The organism is Spirillospora sp. NPDC046719 (genome assembly GCF_040645715.1).
GTDB lineage: Bacteria > Actinomycetota > Actinomycetes > Streptosporangiales > Streptosporangiaceae > Spirillospora.
On sequence record NZ_JBEYYT010000055.1, the window covers coordinates 1 to 24,011 of the forward strand.

Annotated in this window: 21 protein-coding genes; 19 read left to right on the plus strand and 2 right to left on the minus strand. The window is 73.4% G+C overall.

The window, feature by feature from the left end:
- Positions 1-1,479, minus strand: a 1,479-nt coding sequence (locus ABZ914_RS12895; RefSeq protein WP_500193131.1) for an ABC transporter ATP-binding protein, incomplete at its 3' end; no start/stop codon positions are given.
- A gap of 143 nt (positions 1,480-1,622) precedes the next feature.
- Between ABZ914_RS12895 and ABZ914_RS12900 the strand changes: the two genes are divergently transcribed.
- The 19 genes from ABZ914_RS12900 to ABZ914_RS12990 all read left to right on the plus strand — a co-directional run bounded on the left by ABZ914_RS12900 (position 1,623) and on the right by ABZ914_RS12990 (position 22,425).
- Positions 1,623-2,303 (plus strand): TIGR03085 family metal-binding protein, encoded by a 681-nt coding sequence (locus tag ABZ914_RS12900; protein ID WP_500193132.1) that lies wholly within the window; start codon positions 1,623-1,625, stop codon positions 2,301-2,303.
- A 252-nt stretch (positions 2,304-2,555) separates the two neighbouring features.
- Positions 2,556-2,762, plus strand: a complete 207-nt coding sequence (locus tag ABZ914_RS12905; RefSeq protein ID WP_018657218.1) for a cold-shock protein — start codon at positions 2,556-2,558, stop codon at positions 2,760-2,762.
- 136 nt (positions 2,763-2,898) lie between these two features.
- A complete protein-coding gene (hisI, locus tag ABZ914_RS12910) occupies positions 2,899-3,282 on the plus strand; it encodes a phosphoribosyl-AMP cyclohydrolase (RefSeq protein WP_190862352.1) in 384 nt (127 codons plus the stop codon).
- Positions 3,279-3,986 (plus strand): TIGR02234 family membrane protein, encoded by a 708-nt coding sequence (locus ABZ914_RS12915; protein ID WP_500193133.1) that lies wholly within the window; start codon positions 3,279-3,281, stop codon positions 3,984-3,986. Before hisI ends, ABZ914_RS12915 begins: the two co-directional genes overlap by 4 nt.
- Positions 3,983-4,642 (plus strand): response regulator transcription factor, encoded by a 660-nt coding sequence (locus ABZ914_RS12920; RefSeq protein WP_433237793.1) that lies wholly within the window; start codon positions 3,983-3,985, stop codon positions 4,640-4,642. Before ABZ914_RS12915 ends, ABZ914_RS12920 begins: the two co-directional genes overlap by 4 nt.
- 34 nt (positions 4,643-4,676) lie before the next feature.
- Positions 4,677-5,132 (plus strand): DUF2752 domain-containing protein, encoded by a 456-nt coding sequence (locus tag ABZ914_RS12925; protein WP_500193134.1) that lies wholly within the window; start codon positions 4,677-4,679, stop codon positions 5,130-5,132.
- Between the two features lie 133 nt (positions 5,133-5,265).
- The gene (gene trpC / locus ABZ914_RS12930; protein ID WP_500193136.1) at positions 5,266-6,072 is read left to right on the plus strand and encodes an indole-3-glycerol phosphate synthase TrpC; all 807 of its coding nucleotides are present in this window, start codon (positions 5,266-5,268) and stop codon (positions 6,070-6,072) included.
- Positions 6,073-6,205: 133 nt separating this feature from the next.
- Positions 6,206-7,438 (plus strand): tryptophan synthase subunit beta, encoded by a 1,233-nt coding sequence (trpB, locus tag ABZ914_RS12935; protein ID WP_190862360.1) that lies wholly within the window; start codon positions 6,206-6,208, stop codon positions 7,436-7,438.
- The gene (trpA, locus tag ABZ914_RS12940) at positions 7,435-8,247 is read left to right on the plus strand and encodes a tryptophan synthase subunit alpha (protein WP_500193137.1); all 813 of its coding nucleotides are present in this window, start codon (positions 7,435-7,437) and stop codon (positions 8,245-8,247) included. The genes trpB and trpA overlap by 4 nt, the downstream gene beginning before the upstream one ends.
- A gap of 179 nt (positions 8,248-8,426) precedes the next feature.
- Positions 8,427-8,915, plus strand: coding sequence for a vitamin K epoxide reductase family protein (locus tag ABZ914_RS12945; RefSeq protein WP_500193139.1), 489 nt, complete (start codon positions 8,427-8,429; stop codon positions 8,913-8,915).
- 56 nt (positions 8,916-8,971) lie between these two features.
- Entirely contained in the window at positions 8,972-9,751 is a 780-nt protein-coding gene (locus ABZ914_RS12950; protein WP_433138058.1) for a DsbA family protein, read from the plus strand.
- 149 nt (positions 9,752-9,900) lie between these two features.
- Positions 9,901-10,701: a DsbA family protein gene (locus ABZ914_RS12955; protein ID WP_500193140.1), complete on the plus strand. Its 801-nt coding sequence runs from the start codon at positions 9,901-9,903 to the stop codon at positions 10,699-10,701.
- A gap of 106 nt (positions 10,702-10,807) precedes the next feature.
- Complete coding sequence (gene lgt, locus ABZ914_RS12960) at positions 10,808-12,292, plus strand: prolipoprotein diacylglyceryl transferase (protein ID WP_500193141.1); 1,485 nt, start codon at positions 10,808-10,810, stop codon at positions 12,290-12,292.
- A gap of 9 nt (positions 12,293-12,301) precedes the next feature.
- On the plus strand, positions 12,302-13,039 hold the full coding sequence (locus ABZ914_RS12965; protein WP_387030072.1) for a VIT1/CCC1 transporter family protein: 738 nt from the start codon (positions 12,302-12,304) through the stop codon (positions 13,037-13,039).
- Positions 13,040-13,153: 114 nt separating this feature from the next.
- Positions 13,154-13,951 (plus strand): hypothetical protein, encoded by a 798-nt coding sequence (locus tag ABZ914_RS12970; RefSeq protein WP_500193142.1) that lies wholly within the window; start codon positions 13,154-13,156, stop codon positions 13,949-13,951.
- A gap of 33 nt (positions 13,952-13,984) precedes the next feature.
- Entirely contained in the window at positions 13,985-15,373 is a 1,389-nt protein-coding gene (locus ABZ914_RS12975) for a hypothetical protein (protein WP_500193143.1), read from the plus strand.
- 365 nt (positions 15,374-15,738) lie between these two features.
- Entirely contained in the window at positions 15,739-20,295 is a 4,557-nt protein-coding gene (gene gltB / locus ABZ914_RS12980; protein WP_500193144.1) for a glutamate synthase large subunit, read from the plus strand.
- Positions 20,296-20,312: 17 nt separating this feature from the next.
- Positions 20,313-21,776: a glutamate synthase subunit beta gene (locus ABZ914_RS12985; protein ID WP_500193145.1), complete on the plus strand. Its 1,464-nt coding sequence runs from the start codon at positions 20,313-20,315 to the stop codon at positions 21,774-21,776.
- A gap of 73 nt (positions 21,777-21,849) precedes the next feature.
- Positions 21,850-22,425, plus strand: coding sequence for a GNAT family N-acetyltransferase (locus tag ABZ914_RS12990; RefSeq protein ID WP_500193146.1), 576 nt, complete (start codon positions 21,850-21,852; stop codon positions 22,423-22,425).
- 42 nt (positions 22,426-22,467) lie between these two features.
- Here ABZ914_RS12990 and ABZ914_RS12995 read toward each other — a convergent pair whose 3' ends face one another.
- Positions 22,468-23,895: a pyridoxal phosphate-dependent decarboxylase family protein gene (locus tag ABZ914_RS12995; RefSeq protein ID WP_500193147.1), complete on the minus strand. Its 1,428-nt coding sequence runs from the start codon at positions 23,893-23,895 to the stop codon at positions 22,468-22,470.
- Positions 23,896-24,011: the final 116 nt, after the last annotated feature.

A 24,011-nucleotide genomic window follows, 5' to 3' on the forward strand; every position in this document is an offset into this window, starting at 1 on the left:
GCCGGACAGCGACGCGCCGCGCTCGCCGACGCGGGTGTCGAGGCCGTCGGCGAGGGCCGCGACGAACCCGTCGGCCTGCGCGAGCCGCAGCGCCTCCCAGACGCGCTCGTCGGGGACGTCCAGGCCGAGTGTCACGTTCCCGCGGACGGTGTCGTCGAACAGGAACGTCTGCTGCGGGACGAGCGCGGCGGTCTCCGCGACGCCGCCCTTGCGGACGTCCCGCAGGTCCACGCCGTCCAGCAGGACCGACCCGTCCGCCGGGTCGACGAGCCGGACCAGCAGCGAGGTGAGCGTCGACTTGCCGGACCCGGTCGGCCCGACGACCGCGACGGTCCGGCCGGGGGAGGCGGTGAACGACACGTCGTGCAGGACCTCGCGGTCGCCGTCGGCGCCCTCGTAGGCGAACCGGACGTCGCGGACCTCCAGCGCGGCGGCCTTGTCCTCGCCGAGCGCCGCGTCGCCGAACGGCAGCGAGCCCGTCGCGTCCAGCACGCCGCGGACCCGCTGCCAGCCGACGACGCTGCGCGGCACCTCCGCCAGCACCCAGCCGAGCGCGCGGATCGGCCACGACAGCAGCGTGAACAGGTAGGCGACGTGGACCAGGTCGCCGGCCGTCATCGCGCCGGACTCCAGCCGCACCGACCCGATCAGCAGGACGGCGAGCACGCCGAGGTTCGGCAGCGCCTCCAGGACGGGGTCGAACAGGCCGCGGATCCGGCCGACCGCGATGTTGGCGTCGCGCAGTTCGTGCGCCCGTTCCCGGAACCGCTCGGTCTCCGCCTCCTCGCGGCCGAGGGTCTTGACGACCAGGCCGCCCTCGAAGCTCTCGTGCGCGACCTCGCTGACCTCGGCGCGCAGCTGCTGCGCCCGGGTCGCGACGGGCGCGAGCCGGCGCTGGTACACCACGTTGATCAGCGCGATCGCCGGGAAGATCAGGAAGCCGACGGCGGCGATCGCGACGTCGGTGAGCAGGATCGACACGGCGGCGATCAGCAGCATGAACACCACGCCGACGGCCATCGGCAGCGGCGCGATCGGCGCCCACACCGCCTCGACGTCGGCGTTGGCGTTGGACAGCAGCTGCCCGGTCGGGTGCCGGTGGTGCCAGGCGAGCGGCAGCCGCAGGTACTGCCGGGTCACCGACCGCCGGTAGGCGGCCTGCATCCGGTACTGCATCAGCCCCGCGTAGAAGCGGCGGCCCGCGACGCCGAGCGACTTCAGCAGCGCGACCCCGATGATCGCCGCTGCGGCGCCGGACAGCGCCCCGGCCGTGGTGCGCCCTTCCCGGAACGCCGGGAGGACGACGGTCTGGGTCGCCCAGCCGAGCACCTGGGCGGTCGCGACGGTCATCGCCGCGTAGACCGCGCTGGCGATCACCGAGACGGTGAACACCCGCGGCTCGGCGCGGACGGCGACCCACAGCACCCGCAGTCCCTCGCGCAGGACATGGGGGGACACGCGTCTGGACGCAGGCGGCACGGTTACTCCTCGATCACGGCACGGTGACCCGCGGTGATGCCCCCTGCGTGTGGGGATGTGGGGGTTCCGCGGGCCTGACTAGTCCCTACCATGCGGCCCTGACGCTTATTCCCGCCCCGGCTCCCGCGGCCTACGATCATCCGATGAGCACGCCCGAGGACGACCCCGTCCGGCGCGAGCGCGGCCTGCTGGCCGGCGCCCTGGCCGAGGCGGGCGCCGACGCGCCCACCAGGTGCGGCGGCTGGGACGCCCGCGACCTGGCCGCGCACCTGGTCGTCCGGGAGGGGCGGCCGGACGCCGCGCCCGGAATACTGCTGCCCCCGCTGGCCTTCTACACCGAGCGCGTCCGGCGCCGCACCGCGCGGGCCGTGCCGTTCGACCGCCTGGTGGAACGGTTTCGGCAGGGTCCGCCGAAGTTCTCGCCGTACGCGGTTCCGGGCGTGGACAAAACTGCCAACGGTGTCGAGTTCTTTGTTCACCATGAGGACATCCGCCGGGCCGGGCCGGACTGGGAGCCCAGGGACCTGTCCGGTGAACTCGAGGAACTTCTCTGGAGACGGATAAAAATTGCCCGCTTTGTCCTAAGAAAAGTTCACGTCGAGGTAACGCTGGTGCGGCCCGACGGGAGGAGCGCCCGGGTCTCCGGCGGAGCCCGCGGACGGGGCCGGAGCGGGGGCGGCGGCGGCTCGGGCCCCGTGCGGGTGCACGGGCCCGTCGGGGAACTGGTCCTGTGGGCGCTCGGCCGTACCGACGTCGCGAAGGTCCGCCTCACCGGGCCCACGGACTCTGTCAAGACCCTGACCGAGACCGGTTGGAGTCTTTAACGGGCAGGTAACGGCAGGGTTCGCTGAGAGGCGAAACGCAAGCCTTCCCGCTCCTGCGTTTTACGCGGAACCGGTGATACGGTGGTGCGGTCGGTTGCAGTCGTGGTTCTCGATCGTTTGTCCAGACGCCCGCGGACTGATGGCAGCGGGCGTTTTGGCTTTTCCGGGACCGTACCGGGGGCGAGAGCGTTCCGCAGCGACCGCGCCGGGCCCGCGAGGTGTGGGCCCGTGTTTTGCCGCAAGGAGAAAGACATGCCCCAGCAGGGCACCGTGAAGTGGTTCAACGCCGAGAAGGGCTTCGGCTTCATCGCCGTGGACGGCGGCGGGCCGGACGTCTTCGTGCACTACTCGGCGATCCAGTCCTCCGGGTACCGCACGCTGGACGAGAACCAGCGCGTCCAGTTCGAGGTGACGCAGGGTAACCGGGGTCCCCAGGCCGACCAGGTCGTCCCCCTGTAAGACCCGCAGTCGTACGTCTGGGCCCGGTCTCCCCGGCAGGGGAGGGCGGGCCCTTTCGTGTCCCGCGGCGGGGGGCCGCGCCCGGCGCCGCCGGGTCCGTCGCGGGTACCGGGAACCACCCGGCACAATGGACGTCATGTCCGTTCCCTCGTCCAATCTGGACCCCAAGATCGCCGAGCGGCTGAAGCGCGACGCCAACGGCCTGGTGCCCGCGATCGCGCAGCAGTACGACACCGGCGAGGTGCTCATGCTCGGCTGGATGGACGACGAGGCCCTGCACCGCACCCTCACCACCGGCCGCTGCACCTACTGGTCGCGCAGCCGCCGGGAGTACTGGGTGAAGGGCGAGACCTCCGGCCACCAGCAGTGGGTCAAGTCCGTCGCGCTCGACTGCGACGCCGACGCGATCCTGGTCAAGGTGGACCAGGTCGGCGCGGCCTGCCACACCGGCGACCGCACCTGCTGGGACGCCGACGTGCTCGACGCCGTGGTCGGGGAACGCCCTGACGCGCGCTCATGACCCCCGGGCGTGAGCGCGGCCTCACCGCGCTGCTGTGCGCCGCCGGGGCGGGCCTGGCCCTGCTCGCCGGCGGCCGCCCCTGGGCCACCGTCAAGGCCGAGGACGCCATCACGCCGTTCTCCCAGCACCTGACCGGCCACGACCTCGGCGGCACCGCGACCGCGCTCGCCTGGGCCGGGCTCGCCGGGCTCGCCGCCCTGTTCGCCACCCGCGGCCGCGTCCGGTCCTGCGTCGGCGTCCTCATCGCCCTGTTCGGCGCCGGCGTCGTCTACGGCTCCGCCGCCGCCGTCCAGCGCGCCCACGTGCTGTCGGTCGCCGGCGACAAGAGCGCCCTGCTGAAGATCGGCGCGCACCCCGCGCTGGACGTGAACCTGTGGTGGATGGCGTCGGTCACCGGCGGCGTCCTCCTCGTCGCCGGCGGCCTGGTCGCGGCGGCCCGCGGCGCCCGCTGGCCGGGCATGTCCGCCCGCTACGAGCGGGACGGCGCCCCCGCGTCCCGCCCCGCCCCCCGGAAGGACGCCGCGTCCGGCGCCCCCGAGCAGGACCCGTCCGCGCTGTGGAAGTCCCTCGACCGCGGCGAGGACCCGACCGCCCGCGACGCGGCCCGGGAGCCGTCCGAGGAGGAGCCCGGACGCCCGGCGGCCGGGGGACCGGACGCCCGGAAGGCCGGTGACCCCGCCGCCCCCCGGAACGGCCGGCCGTGACCGCCGACGGCCTGGTCCTGGTCGCCGAGCACGATCCCGCCGTCGCCGAACTCCAGCGCCGCTACCTGGCCCGCGAGGGCTACGAGGTGCGGATCGAGGCCGACCCGAGCCGCGCGCCCGCCGCCGCCGAACGCGCCCGCCCCGACGTCGTCGTCCTCGACCTGTCCGCCAGCGCGCTGCCCGCCGACCTGTACCGCCGCGTCGCCGAGGCGGCCCTCCCCGCGCCCGTCGTCGCCCTCACCGGCCCCCTCGACCCGGCGATCGCCCGGCACCTCGGCGAGCACCGCGTGGAGCGGCCCTTCGGGCCCCGCGTGCTGGTCGCCGCCGTCGCCGACGCGCTGCGCCGCCGCGGCCCCCTGCCCGCCCCCGGGCCGCTGCGCGCCGGGCCCGTCGCCCTCGACCCCGACCGCCGCACCGCCGCCGTGAGCGACCACCGCGTCGCGCTCACCGTCACCGAGTTCGACCTCCTCGCGTTCCTCATGGCCAACCCCGGCCGCGTCTTCACCCGCGAGCAGCTCCTCGACGCCGCCTGGGGCCCCGGCGCCGGCGCGGGCAGCCGCACCGTCGACGTCCACGTCGCCCAGCTCCGCGCCAAGCTCGGCCACGACAACCCCATCCGCACCGTCCGCGGCGTGGGATACGTGCTCGACGCATAGCGGACTTCCGGCGGAGCGGCCTTATGGTGGGGGCGTGAGCCGTCCCGCCGTCCACGCGCATCCCCACCCGGCCGGTGGAGGCGAGCGCAAGAGCCCGGTGCGGGCGCTGATGCCGCACGGGATCGTCCTGGCCGGGGCCGCCGCGGCGACGGCGCTGGTCGCGGTCGTCGACCCGAATCGGCCCGGCCACTACCCCACCTGCCCGTTCCTCGCCATGACCGGCTACTACTGCCCGGGCTGCGGCGCTATGCGGCTGGTCAACGCGCTCGCCCACGGGCACGTCGGCACCGCGTTCGGGTTCAACCCGCTGCTGTTCCTGCTGCTGCCCGTCCTCGGCTACCTGTACGTCCGCTGGACGGTGCTGAGCGTCCGGGGCCGGCCGATGTGGTCGGCGCTGTTCCGGCCGGTCGCGGTGTACTCCTTCGTCGGCGTCGTGGCCGTCTACTGGATCGTGCGGAACCTGCCGTTCGCGCACGCCCTGGCGCCCTGACCCGCGGGCGGCGCCGCGGACCGCGGGACCGCCGCGCCCCGCGGACGTCCCGGACCCCTCCCGGGTGCGAGGACCGTCGGCGGGGGCGGCTACGATCGGTGCACGGATCGACCTGAAATAGGGGGCCTACCACTTGAGCGTCTTGGACGAGATCATCGACGGCGTCCGGGCCGATCTCGCCGAACGGCAGCGGGAGGTGCCGCTCGGCGCGCTGAAGGAGAAGGCCGCCGCCGCCCCGGCCCCCCGCGACGCCCTCGGCGCGCTGCGCGGGCCCGGCGTGTCGGTCATCGCCGAGGTCAAGCGCAGCAGCCCGTCCAAGGGCGCGCTCGCCGCGATCGCCGACCCCGCCGCCCTCGCCCGCGACTACGAGGCCGGCGGCGCGAAGGTGATCAGCGTGCTGACCGAGCGGCGCCGCTTCGGCGGCAGCCTGCAGGACCTCGCGGACGTCCGCGCCAACGTCGACGTCTCCGTCCTGCGCAAGGACTTCATCGTCACCTCCTACCAGCTGTGGGAGGCGCGCGCGTACGGCGCCGACATGGCGCTGCTGATCGTCGCGGCGCTGGAGCAGGACGCGCTCGTGTCGCTGGTCGAGCGGGCCGAGTCGATCGGGCTGCTCCCGCTCGTCGAGGTGCACACCGAGGAGGAGGCCGCCCGCGCGGTGGACGCGGGCGCCAAGGTCATCGGCGTGAACGCGCGCGACCTGCGCACCCTGAAGGTCGACCGGGGCGTCTTCGCCCGCGTCGCGCCCGCGATCCCCAAGCCCGTCGTGAGGATCGCCGAGTCCGGCGTGCGGGGCCCGCACGACCTGCTCGCCTACGCCTCCAGCGGCGCGGACGCGGTGCTGGTGGGGGAGAGCCTGGTCATCGGGCGCGACCCGCGGACCGCGGTCGCCGACCTGGTCGCGGCCGGCGCGCACCCGGCGCTGCGGCAGAGCGGCTGACCGGTGCCGGTGGGAACTCGGTACGCTACGGTCATGCCCGCAGAGCCGCTCCACGAGCGATGGCGGGGCCTCGCCGCATCTCACTGAGACTGTCCGACGCAGGCCCCTTACGCATGACAGGACGCGTTTTCCCATGACCATCGACAGTGCGGCGCGCGCTGCCGCCGTGCCCGACGCCACCGGCCATTTCGGCCGCTTCGGCGGCCGGTTCGCCCCCGAGGCGCTGATGGCGGCCCTGGACGAGCTGACCCGCGAGTTCGAGACCGCCAAGAAGGACCCGGCCTTCACCGCCGAGCTGGACGACCTGCTCGCCAACTACGCGGGCCGGCCGAGCCTGCTGACCGAGGCGAAGCGCTTCGCCGAGCACGCGGGCGGCGCCCGCGTGCTGCTGAAGCGCGAGGACCTCAACCACACCGGCTCCCACAAGATCAACAACGTGCTCGGGCAGGCGCTGCTCACCCGGCGGATGGGCAAGACCCGGGTGATCGCCGAGACCGGCGCCGGCCAGCACGGCGTCGCGACCGCCACCGCCGCGGCCCTGCTCGGCCTCGACTGCACCGTCTACATGGGCGAGGTCGACACCGAGCGGCAGGCCCTCAACGTCGCGCGGATGCGGATGCTCGGCGCCGAGGTCGTCCCGGTGCGGACCGGCAGCCGCACCCTCAAGGACGCCTGCAACGAGGCGTTCCGCGACTGGGTCGCGAGCGTCGAGGACACCCACTACTGCATCGGCTCGGTGATGGGCCCGCACCCGTTCCCGATGATGGTCCGCGACTTCCAGCGGATCATCGGCGTGGAGGCGCGGCGGCAGTGCCTCGAGCTGACCGGCGCCCTGCCGGACGCGGTCGTCGCGTGCGTCGGCGGCGGCTCCAACGCCATCGGCATGTTCCACGCCTTCGTCCCGGACGAGTCGGTCCGGCTGTACGGGTTCGAGGCGGGCGGCGACGGCGTCGCGTCCGGCAAGCACGCCGCGACGCTCGTCGGCGGTTCCCTCGGCGTCATCCACGGCATGCGCACCTACCTGCTGCAGGACGACGACGGCCAGACCCTCGAGACCCACTCGATCTCCGCCGGCCTCGACTACCCCGGCGTCGGCCCCGAGCACTCCTGGCTGCACGACTCCGGCCGCGCCGAGTACCGCGAGATCACCGACGCCGAGGCGATGGAGGCGTTCTCGCTGCTGTGCCGCACCGAGGGCATCATCCCGGCGATCGAGTCCGCGCACGCGCTGGCCGGCGCGCTCAAGGTCGGCAGGGAGCTGGGCCCGGACGCCGTCATCGCGGTGTGCCTGTCCGGCCGCGGCGACAAGGACATGCACACGGCCGCGTCCTTCTTCGGCCTGATGCCCGAGGGGGAGGCGCAGTGACCGTCAAGGACGCCTACGACAAGGCCAAAGCCGAGAACCGCGCCGCGCTCGTCGGCTACCTGCCGGCCGGCTTCCCGTCCTTCGACGGCGCGATCGAGGCCGCGAAGACCATGGTCGACGCCGGCTGCGACGTCATCGAGATCGGGCTGCCCTACACCGACCCGATGATGGACGGCCCCACCATCCAGGACGCCGTCCACCGGGCCCTCGTCGGGGGCGTCCGCGTCGCCGACGTGTTCCGCACCGTCGAGGCCGTCGCCGCCACCGGCGTCCCGACGCTGGTCATGACGTACTGGAACCCCGTGGACCGGCACGGCGTCGGCGCGTTCGCCCGCGACCTCGCGAGCGCCGGCGGCGCCGGGCTGATCACCCCCGACCTCACGCCCGAGGAGGGCGGCGAGTGGCTCGAGGCCGCCGACGAGCACGGCCTCGACCGGGTGTTCCTCGTCGCGCTCAGCTCCACCGACGCGCGCATCGAGGCCATCACCGCGCAGTGCCGCGGGTTCGTCTACGCGGCGTCGCTGATGGGCGTCACCGGCGCCCGCAACGCCGTCGACACCGGCGCGCCGCGGCTCGTCGAGCGCACCCGGGAGATCATCGGCCGGTCCGGCCGGGACCTGCCGGTCGGGCTCGGGCTCGGGGTCGGCAACGGCGCGCAGGCCGCCGAGGTCGCCGGCTTCGCCGACGGCGTGATCGTCGGCTCGGCGTTCATCCGCCGGCTGCTGGACGCCCCGGACCTCGCCACCGGCCTCGCCGGCGTCCGCGCCCTCACCGGGGAACTGGCCGAGGGCGTCCGCAAGGGCCGCTGAACCGCCCTCCGGAGAACGATCATCGAGAACGTCCGCGGAAACGGGCCCGAGCCCGTCTCCGCGGACGTTTTACCTCGTTCCGGGAACTCCCCGTCACCGCCGTCCGGTTCATGCTTGAGACGGCCTCCCGCTCCCGTAAGGTGTTTTCGCCGGCGGAGGCCGTCCCGGAAGGATCCACGATGACGCAAGAGATGACGGCGCGGGAACGCGCGACGGCGGCGGCGCCCGTCCCGGCCGCGTGGTACCAGGCCCTCGCCTGGCTGCTGACCCTCGCCGGGCTCGGCATCTCCGTCTACCTGACGATCACGCACTACGACCAGGGCGCGCTGGTGTGCTCGGCCACCAGCACGGTGGACTGCCACGCGGTCACCACCAGCGAGTACTCCGAGCTCCTCGGCATCCCCATGCCGCTGTACGGGCTCGCGTTCTTCGTCGGGTTCGCCGCGCTGATCACCCCCTGGGCGCTGCGCTCGCCGTGGCCGCAGCTGCGCTGGGCGCGGCTGGCGGCGGTGTCGGTGGGCGTGCTCTTCGTCGTCTACCTGGTGACGGTCGAGCTGGCGGTGCTGCACAAGATCTGCCTGTGGTGCAGCGGGGTCCACGCCATCACTATCCTGCTCTTCGTTCTCGTTCTGTTCGACGAGTTCCGGCGGATCGGTCAGGTCGACTAGTCCCGCCGGACCCGCGCCGCACGCAGCACGCGCGGCCCCCATTCCTAGGAGTCCCAATGAGCAAGGCCGCACGGGAGCGGTCCGCGAGAGAGCGCCTGGCCGCCGAGCGGCGGCGGCAGGCGGCGCGGGCCAAGCAGCGGCGCCTGCTGTCCATCGTCATCGGGTCGGTGGTCGCGGTTGCGGTGATCGTGGTGGCGACCGTCCTCGTCATCGACCACAAGAACAAGAACGGCCGCGCCGAGGTGCACAAGGGCGCGCTGGCCCCCCTCAGCCGCCAGGCCGACGGCTCGATCGTGATGGCCAAGGCGGGCGTCACCAAGCCGGAACTGGAGATCTTCGAGGACTTCCAGTGCCCGAACTGCAAGGAGTTCGAGAAGAACACCGGCTCGACCGTCGAGCAGCTCGCCGCCGAGGGCAAGGTGAAGGTCGTCTACCGGCCGTTCCACCTGTTCGGCAACAGCCCCGACCCGGTCAAGACGAACTCGCTGCGCTCCGCCGAGGCCGCGCTGTGCGTCCCCGCCGACAAGTGGATCTCCTACCACGACGCGCTGTTCCGCTTCCAGCCGGCCGAGGGCACGAAGGGCTTCTCGCCGAAGGACCTGGTCAAGTGGGGCAAGGACATCGGGGTCTCCGACGCGAACTTCGAGAAGTGCGTCAAGGACGAGCAGAAGAAGTCCCAGGTCGACACGATGACCAACTACGCGCTGCAGACCCGCGGGGTCGACAGCACGCCGACGGTCTTCCTCGACGGGCGCAAGCTCGACACCAACGTCGTCTTCACCCCCGACGGCCTGAAGGCCGCGGTCACCGCCGCCGGCGGCGCGGCCGGGAAGTGACCGTCCGCCACCCCGTCCATCGCGCCGTCCACCGTCCCGTCCACCGCCCGAACAGCTGAACCCTCCGTGCGGCCTCACCGCGCGGGACGCCCCTCCCCACTACGCTCAGACGTGCTCGGTAACACATCGTCACGGCCGTTGGGGGATCGATGAGCAAGGCCGACAGGGAGCGTTCCGCGCGGGACCGGCTCGCGGAGGAGCGGCGGCGGACGGCGGCGCGGCAGCGGCGCAAGCGGCTGCTCGTGGTCGTGCTGGCCGCGGTGGCCGCGGCGGCCGTCGTGGTCGTCATCGTCGTCGTCGCGGTGGGGAACAACGGGGGCGGCGGCCCGTCCGCCGTGAAGTACACCGGCCCGATCGCGCCGGCGACCCGGCAGCAGGACGGCTCGGTCGCCATGGCGAACCCGGGCGTCACCACGCCCGTCCTGGACGTCTTCGAGGACTTCCAGTGCCCGGCCTGCAAGGCGATGGAGGCCCGCGTCGGCGGCACGATGAAGAAGCTCGCCGCCGAGGGCCGCGTCAAGGTCGTCTACCGGCCGTTCCAGCTGTTCCAGCAGGACCCGCTGATGTCCAACTCGCGGCGCGCCGCCAACGCCGCCGCCTGCATGCCCGCCGACCACTGGGTGAAGTACCACGACAAGCTGTACGACGAGCAGCCGCCCGAGGGCGACAAGGGCTTCGCCAACGCGGACCTGATCAAGTGGGCGGGGCAGCTCGGCGTCACCGACCCCTCGTTCGCCGCGTGCGTGAACGGCTCCCAGAAGATCGGCCAGGTCGACCAGGCCACCGCCTTCGCCGGCAAGGCGGGCGTGACCGCGACCCCGTACCTCGCGCTCAACGGCAAGCAGCTCGGCAACGACGCCCTCGCCTCTCCGGACGCCCTGCAGAAGACCATCGCCAAGGCGGGCTCCGGCACCCCGCGGTCCGCCGGGGAGGCCCCCGGGCAGGGCTGAGGCGCGCCCCGCATGGTCTCGTACCGGTGTCCGTAGCGCGGCGATCGGCTGTCGGTGACGCGGACGTTTCCGTCCCATGCCGCCGGAGGCGGTAACGTCAACGGTCATGCACCCGGTCGCCTTCATCCCGAGCCCGTCGCAGGGCGTCTGGCACCTCGGACCCATCCCGCTCCGTGCCTACGCGATCATGATCATTCTCGGCATCGTCGCCGCGGTCTGGGTCGGCGAGCGACGCTGGGCGGCCAAGGGCGGCGCCCCCGGCACGATCATCGACGTGGCCGTCTGGGCGGTGCCGTTCGGCCTGGTCGGCGGCCGCCTCTACCACGTGGTCACGGACGCGCAGCGGTACTTCGGCAGCGGCGGCGACCCGGTCCGGGCCCTGGAGATCTGGAAGGGCGGCCTCGGGATCTGGGGCGCCATCGCGCTCGGCGCGGTCGGCGCGTACATCGGCTGCCGGCGGCGCGGCATCTCGATCCTCGCGCTCGCCGACGCCTGCGCGCCCGGGATCGTCCTCGCGCAGGCGATCGGCCGCTGGGGCAACTACTGGAACCAGGAGCTGTACGGCAAGCCGCTGCACACCTTCTGGGCCCTGAAGATCGACCCGAGCCACCGCCCGACGCTCGGCGACGGCCCCGCCCTGGACCCCAAGTACGAGAACATCGGCACCTACCACCCGACGTTCCTGTACGAGTCGCTGTGGTGCATCGGCGTCGCGATCCTGATCATCTGGGCCGACCGCCGCTACAAGCTCACCCACGGCCGGGCGTTCGCGCTGTACGTCGCCGCCTACACGGTGGGTCGCGGCTGGATCGAGGCGCTGCGCATCGACGACGCGCACCACTTCCTCGGCCTGCGGCTGAACGACTACACCTCGATCGTGGTCTTCCTTTGTGCCGCCGCCTACCTGTACCTGGCGCGCAACAAGACCGGCCCCGAGGCCGTCGTCGGGCACGCGCCGGGGGCCGCCGCACCGGCCGGTGACACCGCTGACGCCGCGGTGGACGCGCCGGCCGGCGACGCGCCCGCGAAGGACGAGCCGTCGAAGGACGGGCCCGCGAAGGACCGGCCGGCGGAGGATGCCGCCGAGGACGAGGACCCGAAGGCCGAGGAGGCCGGCGGAACGGCGGACGAGGCGGCCGCGGAGGCGGCCGGCCAGGACGCCGAGGAGCCCGCCCCAGAGAAGGCCGAGTCCGAGAAGGCCGTGCCCGAGGAGGCCGAGGCCGCGCCCGAGAAGGCCGAGGCCGAGGAGGCCGAGCCCGCGTCCGCCGAGGGCGAGGCGGCGGAGCTGGAAGACGCGGACCGATCCGCGGACGCCGTGGAGGACGCGCAGCCCGCCGAGGAGGCCCCCGCGGACGCCGCCGGGACCTCGGAGGCGGAACCGGCCCCCGAGGCGGCGGAGGAGCCCGCTGAGCGCCCGGAGGCGGCGGCGGAGCCCCGGCCGGAACCCGCGCCCGAGCCGGCCTCCGCTCCGGAGCCCGAACCGGGACCCGGCGTCGCGGCCACCGTCGTGAGCAGGGAGAATGAACCGGACGGTGCCCCCGCCGCTGCCGAGCGGGCAGGGAAGGGAGAGCCCGTCAAGGACGGGAAGTAGGACGACACGATGTCCGGTACGGGGGAGATGACCGGGGAGAAGTCCGGCCAGACACCGGAACTGCACCACCAGCACCGCGACGTCAGCGGCGGCTGGCTGCGGCCCGCGGTGTTCGGCGCGATGGACGGCCTGGTCTCCAACTTCGCGCTGATCGCCGGGATCGCGGGCGGCCGCCAGGACCCGAAGATCGTGCTGCTGGCGGGCCTCGCGGGCCTGGCGGCGGGCGCGTTCTCGATGGCGGCGGGGGAGTACATCTCCGTCGCGTCCCAGTCGGAGCTGGCGCTCGCCGAGATCGAGATCGAGCGGCTGGAGCTGGCCCGCAACCCGGTGGCCGAGCAGCGCGAGCTGGCCGGGGTCTTCGAGGCGCGCGGCGTCGACCCGGAGACCGCCGCGGAGGTGGCGCGGCAGCTGTCGCGCAACCCCGAGGGGGCCCTGGAGGTGCACTCCAAGGAGGAGCTCGGGGTGTCCCCGGGGGACCTGCCGTCGCCGCTGCTGGCGGCGGGCTCGTCGTTCCTGTCGTTCGCGGTCGGGGCGCTGCTGCCGGTGCTGCCGTACCTGCTGGGCGCGTCCACGCTGTGGCCGGCGGCCGCGGTGGCGGCGCTCGGGCTGTTCGCCGCCGGCGCGCTGGTGTCGCGGGTGACGACGCGGGCGTGGTGGTTCGGCGGGGCGCGCCAACTGCTGTTCGGCGCGGCGGCCGCCGCGATCACCTACGGCGTCGGCGCGCTCATCGGCACCAACGGGCTGTGATCCCGGCGGTCCCGGCGCGGTGCGAGCGCCCGCGGGCCGCCGGCTGCACAACGAATGCGGATGAATCGCCCTTTTGGGCGCGGCGGGTGCGGCCGGACCGCTAAGCTCCGGGGCGTGATCGAGGCCCGTGACACTGGTTCCCCCGCGGCCGGACGCGACGGCGCAGGGAAGGACTTCTGGCCGGAGGACAAGCCCCGCCGGAACGTTCCGAACCCCAAGCTGCTGTACGGAGGGGCGGCCGCCGTGGTCGCCGTCGTCGTGATCGCGGTCGTCGCCGTGGTCGTCCTCGGCGGCGGAGGCGGCGACGACAAGCCCGCCGAGAAGGCGATGCCGACCGCCTACACGCCCGACTTCAGCGGCGACGGGTTCGCCAAGATCGCCCAGCGCACCGCCGACAAGCGTCCGATCACGGAGGGCGAGGCGTTCTCGGCGGACTCCAAGACCCTGAAGCAGGGCAAGTACACGATGACGCTCGCCGCCTCCGACCTGACCTCGGACTGCAAGAGCGCGAGCTGGGGCGCGCGGCTGCAGGGCGATCTCGCCAAGTACGGCTGCTCCCAGGTGGTCCGCGCCGCCTACGTGAGCCCGGACAAGAAGTACGTCGGCCAGTTCATGGTCGTGAACCTGGCGAGCCAGGACGGCTCCGCCCAGGTGCTGCGCGACCTCGACCGGGCGACCGGCGCGGGATGGCTGACGCCGCTGCAGCCCAAGGGCGTCGCGACGTTCGGGCCGGGGTTCACCGCCGCCTACGCCAGCGTCTACGGGCACTACGCCATGGTGACGTGGGTGGAGCGCGCGGGCGGGGCGCGCCCCGACTCGCTGAACGAGATGATCGACGTCAGCCTGGTCGTCGAGAACGCCGGGGACTTCCTCTACCAGCGGCTCGACCTGGCCGGGAACGGGGCGTCGTAGCGTGCGCCCCGGGCCGCAGTAGTCCCCGCCGCCGTGGAACCCGATGACCGCGGCCGCTCCGGCGGCCGCCCGAGGCGCGCGCCGGCGAGCCGCTCAGGCCGCCGCCAGCCCGCCCCGCGCAGGGGCCAGGGCCGGACGGGCGGGCCCCGCCGGATCGGCTCGCCGCGCGACGGCGGCGCCCGGCAGGAACGTTCCGGAGGCCGCCGCCGAGGCGCCCAGGGCCACGCCGGTCCTCCCGAGCAGCCGCCCACCGAGCAGCCCTACGCGGACGAGCCGTACGGGGATCAGCCTTACGGGGATCAGCCCTACGCCGACCCGGCCTACGCGGATCAGCCCTATACGGATCCGGCCTATACCGATCCGGCCTATGCGCAGCAAGCGTCCTACGAGGAACCGCCCTACGTAGAGCAGGGCTACCCCGAAGGCGACCCCTACCAGGGGGATCCCGCGTACCAGGACGCCTCTCACGGCGCCGAGGCGCCCGTGCTGGACGAGGCGCCGAACGCCCCGGCCAGACCTCGCAGGCCCAAGAAGGCCCGGCGCCCCGGCGGGACCGGCGGGTCCGGCAGGCCCGGGATGCCGCGCCGCCGGGGCACGGCGGGCGGCAAGGGCACGGCGGGCGCCAAGGGTGCGGGGGGCGGGAAGGGTGCGGGGGGCGGGAAGGCCGCTCCCGGAGCGAAGCTCTACTTCGGTGCCGCCGCGGGCCTCGCCGTGCTGGTGGTGATCGGGCTGATCGCGGCCGTGGCGCTGAGCGGCGGCGGCGACGGCAGTAAGGGCGGCGGCGGCGCGGCCGGCGGCGCGCCCGGCAAGCCGGCGGGCACGGCGGCGGGCAACGGCAGCTCGCCCGAGTCCTACTCGAGTTCGCCGTCGTCCTCCGCGTACGCGGGCATCGCGTCCCGGAAGACCGACGCCAAGCCGCTGACGAGCGCGGAGGCGTTCCCGTCGTCGTCCGCGAAGCTGACGGTGGACGGCACGAAGCTCCGGCTCACGCTGCAGGCCAAGAAGCTCGACGGCGACTGCACCGCCGCGGTGTGGGGGCAGTCCGTGGCCGCCGACCTCGCGCGCGGCGGCTGCACGCAGGCCGCTCGGGACATCTACGCCGACGGCCGGCACGGGTACGGGCTGGCCGTCGCGGTGTTCAACCTGGCGTCCTCGGCGGACGCCGACCGGTTCGTCGGCCTGCTGGACCACACGCTCGGCGGCGGGTTCGTGGTGCCGCTGCCGGCGCCCGCGCCGCTGGACCGGTTCGGGCAGGGCTTCGGGATGGCGCGGGGCCTGGCGATGGGCCACTACGCGGTGGTGTCGTGGGCGCAGCGCCTGGACGGCAAGGGCGACGCGTCGGACGGCAACCTGCTGTCGCTGCTGATCGAGGGCGGGAAGGCGCCGTCGGTGCTGGGCCGCGCCGCCGCGGCGACCCACTGAGCGGCCGCTCACCGAGCCGCGGTGTCCCACTGAGCGGGAGCCGTGGCGCCGTGCCGGCCGCGCCCGGGAATCACCCGGGTACCCGCGCGTGTTTCAGCCGTGTTGCGTTCTCCGCTCCGTAAACCTCCCCGCCCGGTGATGATCCTCACCAGGTCAGGGCGTTATGCAACTTTCACGACCCGGTAGCCTGGTCTAAACCACTCGGAGATGACGCGCAGCCGATCGCCCCGGAGAAGTTTCGCGATCTGGTCGAGTCGGGCATGATCCCGGCAGTGATGTAATGTCATCTCACCGCAGCAGGGCCAACGTCGTCCCGGACTGCACTGACACGAAGCAGTGACACACCGACGACGACGGGAGGGTTGATGGCTGCTGCTGCCCTCACACCGGGCCGCCCCGGACCCCAGGGGCTCTACGACCCGGCGAACGAGCACGACGCCTGCGGCGTCGGCATGGTGGCCGACCTGCACGGCCGCAAGAGCCACGACATCGCCCAGAACGCCCTGACCGTCCTGAAGAACCTGGACCATCGCGGGGCCGTGGGCGCGGAGCCGGACGACGGCGACGGCGTCGGCATCCTCGTCCAGATCCCGGACGCGTTCTTCCGCGAGGAGTGCGGCTTCGCGCTGCCCGAGGCCGGCGCCTACGCGGCCGGCATCGCGTTCCTCCCCGCGGACGCCGAGGAGCGCGCCGCCGCGGTCGCGCACATCGAGACGCTGTGCGCCGAGGAGCACCTGACGGTGCTCGGCTGGCGCGAGCTCCCGCACGACCCAGCGTTCACCGGCCCGGCCGCCCGCCGGGTCATGCCGCACTTCGCGCAGCTGTTCGTCGCGCCCGCCGCCGGCGGCCCGCACGCGGGCAAGACCGGCCTGGAGCTGGACCGCGCCGTGTTCTGCATGCGCGAGCGCGCCGAGCAGGACGTCCGGGTGTACTTCCCGAGCCTGTCCAGCCGGACGATCGTCTACAAGGGGATGCTGACGACCCCGCAGCTGGAGCCGTTCTTCCCCGACCTGTCGGACCGCCGGTTCAGCAGCGCGATCGCGCTGGTGCACTCGCGGTTCTCGACCAACACGTTCCCGGCGTGGGAGCTGGCGCACCCGTACCGGTTCATCGCGCACAACGGCGAGATCAACACCGTCCGGGGCAACCGGAACTGGATGCGGGCCCGCGAGGCGCTGCTGAAGTCCGACCTGATCCCCGGCGACATCTCCCGGATCTTCCCGGTGATCGACATCGAGGCGTCCGACACCGCCTCGTTCGACGAGTGCCTGGAGCTGCTGCACCTCGGCGGCCGGTCGCTGCCGCACGCGGTGCTGATGATGATCCCGGAGGCGTGGGAGAACCACGCCGAGATGGACGCCGAACGCCGCGCGTTCTACGAGTTCCACTCCACCCTGATGGAGGCGTGGGACGGCCCCGCCAGCGTCAGCTTCACCGACGGCACCGTCGTCGGCGCGGTGCTGGACCGCAACGGGCTGCGCCCCGGCCGCTACTGGGTGACCGACGACGGCCTGGTCGTGCTGGCCAGCGAGGCCGGCGTGCTCGACATCCCGGCGGACAAGGTGGTCCGCAAGGGCCGCCTGCAGCCCGGCAAGATCTTCCTGGTCGACACCGAGGCCGGGCGGATCGTCGAGGACGACGAGGTCAAGGCGGAGCTGGCCGCCGAGCACCCGTACGCGCAGTGGCTGCACGAGGGCCTGGTCCGGTTCGAGGAGCTGCCGCAGCGCGAGCGGGAGATCCCGACGCACGACACCCTCGTCAAGCGGCAGCAGACCTTCGGGTACACCCTGGAGGAGCAGCGGATCATCCTCGGCCCGATGGCGCGGACCGGCGCCGAGCCGATCGGGTCGATGGGCACCGACACCCCGATCGCGGTGCTGTCGGAGCGCCCGCGGCTGCTGTTCGACTACTTCAAGCAGCTGTTCGCGCAGGTCACGAACCCGCCGCTGGACGCCATCCGCGAGGAGCTCGTCACCTCGCTGCAGTCCACGCTCGGCCCGGAGGGCAACCTCCTGGAGCCCGGCCCGGACTCGTGCCGGCGGCTCGTGCTGCCCACCCCGATCCTGGACAACGACGAACTGTCCAAGATCATCCACATCGACGACGAGGGGTCCCTGCCGCACCTGCAGGCCCACGTCGTGCACGGCCTGTACGAGGTCGCCGGCGGCGGCGAGGCCCTGGAGACCCGCCTCGAGGAGATCAACTCCGAGGTGAGCCGGGCCATCGAGGCCGGCGCGCGGATCATCGTGCTGTCGGACCGCGGCGCCGACTCGGCCCGCGCCGCGATCCCGGCGCTGCTGCTCACCGGCTCCGTCCACCACCACCTGATCCGGGAGAAGACCCGCACCCAGGTCGGCCTGGTGATCGAGACCGGCGAGGCCCGCGAGTGCCACCACATGGCGCTGCTGATCGGGTACGGCGCGTCCGCGATCAACCCGTACCTGGCGATCGAGACCGTCGAGGACATGATCCGCGGCGGCGGCCTGCCGGGCGTCGAGGCCGGCAAGGCCGTGCGCAACCTCGTGAAGGCGTACGGCAAGGGCGTCCTGAAGATCATGTCGAAGATGGGCGTGTCCACGGTCGCGTCCTACACCGGCGCGCAGATCTTCGAGGCGATCGGGCTCGGCGAGCGGGTCGTGTCCCGCTGCTTCACCGGCACCACCTCCCGGCTCGGCGGCGTCGGCTTCGACGTGCTGGCCCGCGAGGTCGCCGAGCGGCACGCCCGCGCCTACCCGCCGGGCGGGAACGAGGCCGCGCACCGCACGCTGGAGATCGGCGGCGAGTACCAGTGGCGCCGCGAGGGCGAGCCGCACCTGTTCAACCCGGACACGGTGTTCAAGCTGCAGCACGCCACCCGCACCCGCCGCTACGAGATCTTCAAGGAGTACACCTCCAAGGTCGACTCGCAGTCGCAGAAGCTGATGACCCTGCGCGGGCTGTTCAAGCTCAAGGAGGGCGCGCGGCCGCCGGTGCCGATCGAGGAGGTCGAACCGGTATCGGAGATCGTCAAGCGGTTCTCCACCGGCGCGATGTCGTACGGCTCCATCTCCGCGGAGGCGCACGAGACCCTCGCGATCGCGATGAACCGGCTCGGCGGCAAGTCCAACACCGGCGAGGGCGGCGAGGACCCGGTCCGGTTCACCCCGGACGCCAACGGCGACCTGCGCCGCAGCGCGATCAAGCAGGTCGCGTCCGGCCGGTTCGGCGTGACGTCGGAGTACCTCACCAACGCCGACGACATCCAGATCAAGATGGCGCAGGGCGCCAAGCCCGGCGAGGGCGGGCAGCTGCCCGGCCACAAGGTGTACCCGTGGATCGCCAAGACCCGGCACTCCACGCCCGGCGTCGGCCTCATCTCGCCGCCGCCGCACCACGACATCTACTCGATCGAGGACCTCGCCCAGCTCATCCACGACCTGAAGAACGCCAACCCGGCGGCGCGCGTGCATGTCAAGCTCGTCGCCGAGGTCGGGGTCGGCACGGTCGCGGCCGGGGTGTCCAAGGCGCACGCCGACGTGGTGCTGATCTCCGGGCACGACGGCGGCACCGGCGCGTCCCCGCTGACGTCGCTGAAGCACGCCGGCGCGCCCTGGGAGCTCGGCCTCGCCGAGACCCAGCAGACGCTGATGCTGAACGGCCTGCGCGACCGCATCGTCGTGCAGACCGACGGGCAGATGAAGACCGGCCGGGACGTCGTCATCGCCGCGCTCCTCGGCGCCGAGGAGTACGGCTTCGCGACCGCGCCGCTGGTGGTGTCGGGCTGCATCATGATGCGGGTCTGCCACCTCGACACCTGCCCGGTCGGCGTCGCCACCCAGAACCCGGTGCTGCGCGAGCGGTTCTCCGGCAAGCCGGAGTTCGTGGTGAACTTCTTCGAGTTCATCGCCGAGGAGGTCCGCGAGTACCTCGCCGCCCTCGGGTTCCGGACGCTGGACGAGGCGATCGGGCACGTCGACATGATCGACACCCGGGAGGCCATCGAGCACTGGAAGGCGTCCGGGCTGGACCTCGCGCCGGTGCTGCACGCGCCCGAGACCCCGTACGGGGACGCGCCGCGCCGCGTCGCCGCGCAGGACCACGGGCTGGAGAAGGCGCTCGACAACACCCTCATCCAGCTCGCCGAGGGCGCCCTCGCGTACGGCGACAAGGTCACCCTCGACCTGCCGATCCGCAACGTCAACCGGACCGTCGGCACCATGCTCGGCCACGAGGTGACCAAGAAGTGGGGCGGCGCGGGCCTGCCCGACGACACCGTCGACGTCACCTTCACCGGCTCCGCCGGCAACTCGTTCGGCGCGTTCGTCCCGCGCGGCATCACGCTGCGGCTGGTCGGCGACGCCAACGACTACGTCGGCAAGGGCCTGTCCGGCGGGCGGCTCACGCTGCGTCCCCCCGCGGACGCCGCGTTCGCCGCCGAGGAGCAGATCATCGGCGGCAACGTGATCCTGTACGGCGCCACCTCGGGCGAGCTGTTCGCCCGCGGTGTCGTCGGGGAGCGGTTCTGCGTCCGCAACTCCGGCGCCACCGCCGTCGTCGAGGGCGTCGGCGACCACGCCTGCGAGTACATGACCGGCGGCCGCGCCGTCATCCTCGGCCGCACCGGACGCAACATCGCGGCCGGAATGTCCGGCGGCATCGCCTACGTTCTGGACCTGGTGGCCGACCGCGTCAACCGCGAGATGGTCGACCTGGAACCCCTGAACGAGGGCGACGAGGCGTTCGTCAAGGGCCTGGTCGAACGGCACCTCGCCGAGACCGGCTCGGCCGTCGCCGAGCGGCTGCTCGCGGACTGGAACGCCGCCGCGACCCGCTTCACCAAGATCATGCCGCGCGACTACCGGCGCGTCCTGGAGGCGATGGCCGAGGCCGAGGCGCAGGGACGCGACGTCGACGAGGCCGTCATGGCCGCGGCCCAGGGCTGAGAGAGGGGGATTCCCACATGGCTGACCCGAAGGGTTTCCTGACCGTCCCGCGGGAGCTCCCGAAGCGCCGCCCGGTGGACGTCCGGATCAGGAGCTGGTCGGAGGTCTACGAGAGCTTCGGCAACGACCGGCTGGAGAAGCAGGCCAGCCGCTGCATGGACTGCGGCATCCCGTTCTGCCACCAGGGCTGCCCGCTCGGCAACCTCATCCCCGAGTGGAACGACCTCGTCTACCGCAAGGACTGGCACGAGGCGATCGAGCGGCTCCACGCCACCAACAACTTCCCGGAGTTCACCGGGAGGCTGTGCCCCGCCCCGTGCGAGAGCGCCTGCGTCCTCGGCATCAACCAGGACCCGGTCGCCATCAAGCGGGTCGAGGTCGAGATCATCGACCGGGCGTTCGCCGAGGGCTGGGTGCGGCCGCAGCCGCCCGCGGTGAAGACCGGCAAGAGGGTCGCCGTGGTCGGCTCCGGCCCGTCCGGGCTCGCCGCCGCCCAGCAGCTCACCCGCGCCGGGCACGACGTCACCGTGTACGAGCGCGCCGACCGGATCGGCGGCCTGCTGCGCTACGGCATCCCCGAGTTCAAGATGGAGAAGCGGCACCTCGACCGGCGCCTCGCCCAGATGCGCGCCGAGGGCACCTCCTTCAAGACCTCGGTGAACGTCGGCGTCGACATCACCGCCGCCGAGCTGCGCGAGCGCTACGACGCCGTCGTCCTCGCGGGCGGCGCCACCGTCTGGCGCGACCTGCCCATCCCCGGGCGGGAGCTCAAGGGCGTCCACCAGGCGATGGAGTACCTGCCGCCGTCCAACAAGGTGCAGGAGGGCGACTTCGACAAGTCCCCGATCGACGCCGCGGGCAAGCACGTCGTCGTGATCGGCGGCGGCGACACCGGTGCCGACTGCGTCGGCACCGCGATCCGGCAGGGCGCCGCCTCGGTCACCCAGCTGGAGATCATGCCGCGGCCGCCGGAGGAGCGCACCGGCGCCCAGCCGTGGCCGACGTACCCGATGCTGTTCAAGATGGAGAGCGCCCACGAGGAGCTCGCCGGCATGGGCGGCGACCGGCTGTACGCGGTGTCCACCACCGAGTTCGTCGGCGACGAGGACGGCAACGTGCGGGCGCTGCGGATCGTCGAGGTCGGCGGCCCCGACACCGGCTTCAAGCCGGTCGAGGGCACCGAGCGGGAGATCCCGGCGCAGCTCGTCACCCTCGCGATGGGCTTCCTCGGCCCGCAGCGCGAGGGCCTGCTGGACCAGCTCGGCGTCGAGCTGGACCAGCGCGGCAACGTCGTCCGCGACCGCGACTACCGGACCTCGGTGGACGGGGTGTACGCGGCCGGCGACATGGGCCGCGGCCAGTCCCTGATCGTCTGGGCGATCGCCGAGGGACGCGCCGCCGCGCACGGCGTGGACCGGTTCCTCACCGGCCACACCGCCCTGCCCTACCCGATTCCGCCCACCGCGCGACCGATAGCCTGATCCGCGAACATTCGCCCGCCGCGCCTCCGGTGTCCGCCGGAGGCGCGGCGGCGTCGCGCGTACGGGGGTTCCCATGCCGACCCGGCAGATCGAGGTCACCGACTGGCACCTGGAGCAGCTCGGCCCCGCCGAGCTGCGGCCCGCCCGGGTGCCGGACGTCCCCGTCGCCATCGCCCGCGCCGAGCTGCCCAGCCCCGAGCTGAGCCGCTACCTGTACACCGCGGTCGGCGGCGGCCACTACTGGACGGACCGGCTCGCCTGGACCTACGACCAGTGGCTCAACTGGCTGTCGCGCCCCGGCGTGGAGACCTGGGTCGCGCACGTCCGCGGCACCCCCGCCGGCTACGCCGAACTCGACCCGCAGCCGGACGGCCTCGTCGAGATCACCTGCTTCGGGCTGCTGCCCGCCTTCACCGGCCAGGGCATCGGCGGCCACCTGCTCAGCGTCGCCGCCGCCCGCGCCTGGGACCTCGCCACCCGCTGGGACGACCGCAAGCCCACCCGCCGCGTCCGGCTCACCACCAGCTCCAACGACCACCCCGCCGCGCTGAAGAACTACCAGGCCCGCGGCTTCCGCGTCTACGACGTCACCGTGGCCACCGGCACCTTCGACCACACCCCGCCGGGCCCCTGGCCCGGCGCCCGCTGACCCGGGGGACCGGCCGACGACCGCCGCCGCCGGCGGACACGGTCAGCCCGCCAGCGGCACCGCCAGCTCCCGCAGCACCTCCACCAGGAGCTCCACGTCCGCGGTCGTGGTCCGCCAGTTCAACAGCGCCGGCCGGAACACCGTCATCCCCCGGTACCGGCTCGTGCCTGCATAGACCCGGCCGTCCGCGAGCAGCGCCTCGCCGAGCCGCGCGTTCAACTCGTCCAGCCGCTCCTCGGGAACGCCCGCCGGACGGTACCGGAAGCACACCACGCACAGCCGCACGGGCGCCAGCAGCTCCAGATCCGGTGCCGCCTCCACCAGCGACCTCAGATGCTCGGCAAGGTCCAGATGCCGCTCCACCATCGCCCGGTACCCGTCCCGCCCGTACGCCCGCAGCGTCGCCCAGATCGGCAGCGACCGCGCCCGCCGCGACGACTCCGGCCCCAGCATGTTGTAGTTGATCCGGTCGCCGTCATCCTCCGGCAGGTACGCCGCGCCCCACGCCCCGAACGCCCGGCTCAGCACCGACGGATCGCGAACGAACGAGAACCCGCTCTCGTACGGCACGTTCAGCCACTTGTGCCCGTCCACCGTCACCGAGTCCGCCCGCTCCACGCCCCGCGCCAGGCCCGCCGTCCGCGGCGACAGCGCCGCGAACATCCCGAACGCCGCGTCCACGTGCAGCCACGCCCCGTGCCGCTCCGCCAGGTCCGCCAGGTCCGCGACCGGATCGGAGTCGCCCGTGTTCACCTCCCCGAGGTTCGCCACGATCACCGCCCGGCCGCCCGCCTCCGCCAGCGCCGCGTCCATCGCCGCCAGATCCACCCGGCCCGCGTCGTCGCGCGCGAACACCCGCAGCGTGTCCCGCCCGCAACCGAGGATCTGCAGCGCCTTGCGCGTGCTGACGTGCACCAGCCCGCTGCTGAACACAGGCATCGCCGGCAGCCCCGCCAGCCCCCGCGACGCCGCGTCCACCCCGTGCCGGTCCGCCCACCACTGCCGCGCGCACGCCAGCCCCGTCACGTGCGCCAGCGTCGCACTCGGCGTCAGCACCCCGCCGAACGACGCCGGCAGCCCGAACAGCTCCTTCAGCCAGCGCAGCACCACCGTCTCCGCCCGCGCCGCCAGCGGCGACGTCAGCCACAGCCCCGCCACCTGGTCCAGCAGCGACGCCGTCCAGTCGCCCGCCATCGCCGCCGGCGTCGACCCGCCCACCACGAAATGGAAGAACCGCGGACCGGACGAGTGCGTCGCCGCCGCCGTCCCCACCCGCACCAGCCGCCCGACCGCCGCCGGCGCCCCCTCGCCCCGCTCCGGCAGCGGCCCGTCCAACTCGTCCAGCAGGACGTCCATCGCCCGGTCGTGCACCGGGCGCTCCGCCAGCCCGTCCAGGTACGGCCCCGCCGCCTCCACGACCGGACCCAGCGCGGCGGCCGCCCTGTCATGTTCGTCCAGAGGATCGCTCATCGCCCCAGCAGACCACACGAACCGCCCAACGGATCACCGTCATCCGGATCGATCCGCTTGTGAGGAACGTACGGGTCCGCTACCGTCCCGCCCCATCCCCGCGCGGGACACCAGGG

Coding starts and splice junctions, on each gene's coding strand:
- ABZ914_RS12900 (WP_500193132.1), top strand. CDS start 1,623: ATGAGCACGCCCGAGGACGACCCCGTCCGGCGCGAGCGCGGCCTGCTG.
- ABZ914_RS12905 (WP_018657218.1), top strand. CDS start 2,556: ATGCCCCAGCAGGGCACCGTGAAGTGGTTCAACGCCGAGAAGGGCTTC.
- hisI (WP_190862352.1), top strand. CDS start 2,899: ATGTCCGTTCCCTCGTCCAATCTGGACCCCAAGATCGCCGAGCGGCTG.
- ABZ914_RS12915 (WP_500193133.1), top strand. CDS start 3,279: ATGACCCCCGGGCGTGAGCGCGGCCTCACCGCGCTGCTGTGCGCCGCC.
- trpB (WP_190862360.1), top strand. CDS start 6,206: ATGACCATCGACAGTGCGGCGCGCGCTGCCGCCGTGCCCGACGCCACC.
- ABZ914_RS12945 (WP_500193139.1), top strand. CDS start 8,427: ATGACGCAAGAGATGACGGCGCGGGAACGCGCGACGGCGGCGGCGCCC.
- ABZ914_RS12950 (WP_433138058.1), top strand. CDS start 8,972: ATGAGCAAGGCCGCACGGGAGCGGTCCGCGAGAGAGCGCCTGGCCGCC.
- ABZ914_RS12955 (WP_500193140.1), top strand. CDS start 9,901: ATGAGCAAGGCCGACAGGGAGCGTTCCGCGCGGGACCGGCTCGCGGAG.
- lgt (WP_500193141.1), top strand. CDS start 10,808: ATGCACCCGGTCGCCTTCATCCCGAGCCCGTCGCAGGGCGTCTGGCAC.
- ABZ914_RS12965 (WP_387030072.1), top strand. CDS start 12,302: ATGTCCGGTACGGGGGAGATGACCGGGGAGAAGTCCGGCCAGACACCG.
- gltB (WP_500193144.1), top strand. CDS start 15,739: ATGGCTGCTGCTGCCCTCACACCGGGCCGCCCCGGACCCCAGGGGCTC.
- ABZ914_RS12985 (WP_500193145.1), top strand. CDS start 20,313: ATGGCTGACCCGAAGGGTTTCCTGACCGTCCCGCGGGAGCTCCCGAAG.
- ABZ914_RS12990 (WP_500193146.1), top strand. CDS start 21,850: ATGCCGACCCGGCAGATCGAGGTCACCGACTGGCACCTGGAGCAGCTC.
- ABZ914_RS12995 (WP_500193147.1), bottom strand. CDS start 23,895: ATGAGCGATCCTCTGGACGAACATGACAGGGCGGCCGCCGCGCTGGGT.